Here is a 2,254-nt window from a genome sequence, read left to right as displayed (position 1 = left end):
ACCGCCACGTCCCCCGCCCCGAGCCAGAGGAGCGCGCCGGGATCGAACCCCGAGGCCCGCGCCGCCGGAAGCAGCGCCTCGAGCGGCAGCCGCGCGGCGTCGGCCGCGTAGGTCCCGAGCGCCCGTTCCGCCAGCGCGCGGGTGTCCTCGTCCTCCATGCCGGGGCTGCGCGCGAGGATCGCGGGGATGGCCGCCACGCCCGCGCGCTCGATCTCGGGGAAATGGTGGTCGTTCGCGTCGAACATCGCCTCCACCGTCTCGATCGGGGTCGCCGAGAGCGGCGCGCCGCGCGCGTCCGGCGCCTCGAAATGGCCGAGCATCTGCGTCGCCCGCGCCGAGAGGCGCTCGGCCTCCTCGTGGAGGTTGCGGTGGAAGCGCCCGCGCCAGGCCGGGTCGAGGTCGCGCTCGCGCACCAGAATGTCGGCGGTCGAGCGGATCGCGGCGACGGAGGAGAGGATCTCGTGCATCGCCTCGGCGAGAACCGGGTCGTGGCCGAGCCGGTCGCGCAAGCCCTCGACCGCGCCCTCGAGCCCGGCGATCCGCTTCTGCTGGAGCGCGATGATCCCGGTCCAGCCGGGAAAGCGCGCCGCGAGATCGTCGATGCGGTCGGTCTCGGGCGCGGCGCCGAAGACCTCGGCCACGTCGCGCGCGGCGGCCTGGAGCGTGTCGTGGATGGTCGCGTCCGCCCCGTCCGAGAGGAAGCCCGGCTCCACCCCCAGCGTGCGGGCGAGCTCGACCAGGAGCTTGCCGCCGATCCTCCTGCGGTTGTGCTCGATGAGATTGAGATAGGAGGCCGAAATGCCGACCGCCTCGGCCAGCGCGGCCTGCTTCATCCCGATCAGGAGCCGCCGCTCGCGGATGCGGTTTCCGGTCAACTGGGCGCGCCGCGCCGGCGCCTGAAGGGCGGCCATGATCTCGCTCCACACGGGTTTACATGGTTTGTTAACAGATTTTCTGCACCAAGCCAACGGGTTGAAGAAGAAGATTGACAAGGTTGCGACACGGCGCCTGCGACCAAGGCCCCGCTTGCCTCCCGCTTGCCGTTGCGGAACACTCCGGCGCGACGGAACGGGGGCGGCGCCCCCGCGGGACCCGCAGACCTGACCCCTGGGAGGAGACAGACGATGCCCAACGACATGACGCCCCCCGCCTCGGAATTCGCCTCCAAGGCGCATATCGACGCCGCCCGCTACGAGGAGATGTACGCGGCCTCGATCGCCGATCCCGAGGCGTTCTGGGGCGAACACGGGCGCAGGATCGACTGGATGAAGCCCTACACGAAGGTCAGGGACGTCAGCTTCGCGCCGGGCAACATCTCGATCAGGTGGTTCGAGGACGGCACGCTGAACGTCGCTGCGAACTGCGTCGACCGCCACCTGCCCGCCCGCGCGAACCAGACCGCCATCATCTGGGAGCCGGACGACCCGAAGGACGAGGCGCGCCACATCACCTATGCGGAACTGCACCGCGAGGTCTGCCGGATGGCGAACATCCTCGAGGACATGGGCGTGCGGAAGGGCGACCGCGTCGTGCTCTACCTGCCGATGATCCCCGAGGCGGCCTATGCGATGCTCGCCTGCGCACGGATCGGGGCGATCCACTCCATCGTCTTCGCCGGCTTCTCGCCCGACGCGCTCGGGGCGCGGATCAACGGCTGCGACGCGAAGGTCGTCATCACCGCCGACGAGGCGCCGCGCGGCGGGCGCGCCACGCCGCTGAAGTCCAACACCGACGCCGCACTCCTGAACGTGCTGCACGAGGTCAAGGTGCTCGTCGTCAAGCGCACCGGCGGGCAGACGACCTGGATCCAGGGCCGCGACCACGACTACAACGAATTGCGCCTCGAGGCCGACGATTACTGCGCGCCCGCGGAGATCAACGCCGAGGACCCGCTCTTCATCCTCTACACCTCGGGCTCGACCGGCCAGCCGAAGGGCGTGGTGCATACCTCGGGCGGCTACCTCGTCTACGCCGCGATGACGCACCAGTACACCTTCGACTACCACGAGGGCGACGTCTTCTGGTGCACGGCGGACGTGGGCTGGGTCACGGGCCACAGCTACATCGTCTACGGGCCGCTGGCGAACGGGGCCACGACGCTGATGTTCGAGGGCGTGCCGACCTTCCCCGACGCGGGCCGGTTCTGGGCCGTCTGCGAGAAGCACAAGGTCAACCAGTTCTACACCGCGCCGACGGCGATCCGCGCGCTGATGGGCCAGGGCGACGACTTCGTGACGAAGTACGACCTCTCCTC

The 2,254-nt window shown here is 70.0% G+C and carries 2 protein-coding genes; one reads left to right on the top strand and one right to left on the bottom strand.

Going from position 1 to position 2,254, the window contains the following annotated elements; translation table 11 throughout:
• The coding region (locus ACTS11_RS08430; RefSeq protein WP_442639880.1) for a helix-turn-helix domain-containing protein at positions 1-911 on the bottom strand (911 nt) is incomplete at its 3' end.
• 213 nt (positions 912-1,124) lie between these two features.
• On the opposite strand from ACTS11_RS08430, the gene ACTS11_RS08425 reads away from it, so the two are divergent.
• Positions 1,125-2,254: AMP-binding protein (locus ACTS11_RS08425; RefSeq protein WP_442639879.1), on the top strand; the 1,130-nt coding region annotated here is incomplete at its 3' end.

This window comes from Roseicyclus sp., from assembly GCF_052168335.1.
In the GTDB taxonomy this organism is placed as follows: Bacteria; Pseudomonadota; Alphaproteobacteria; order Rhodobacterales; family Rhodobacteraceae; genus Roseibacterium.
This window is presented reverse-complemented; position numbering and strand designations above follow the sequence as displayed.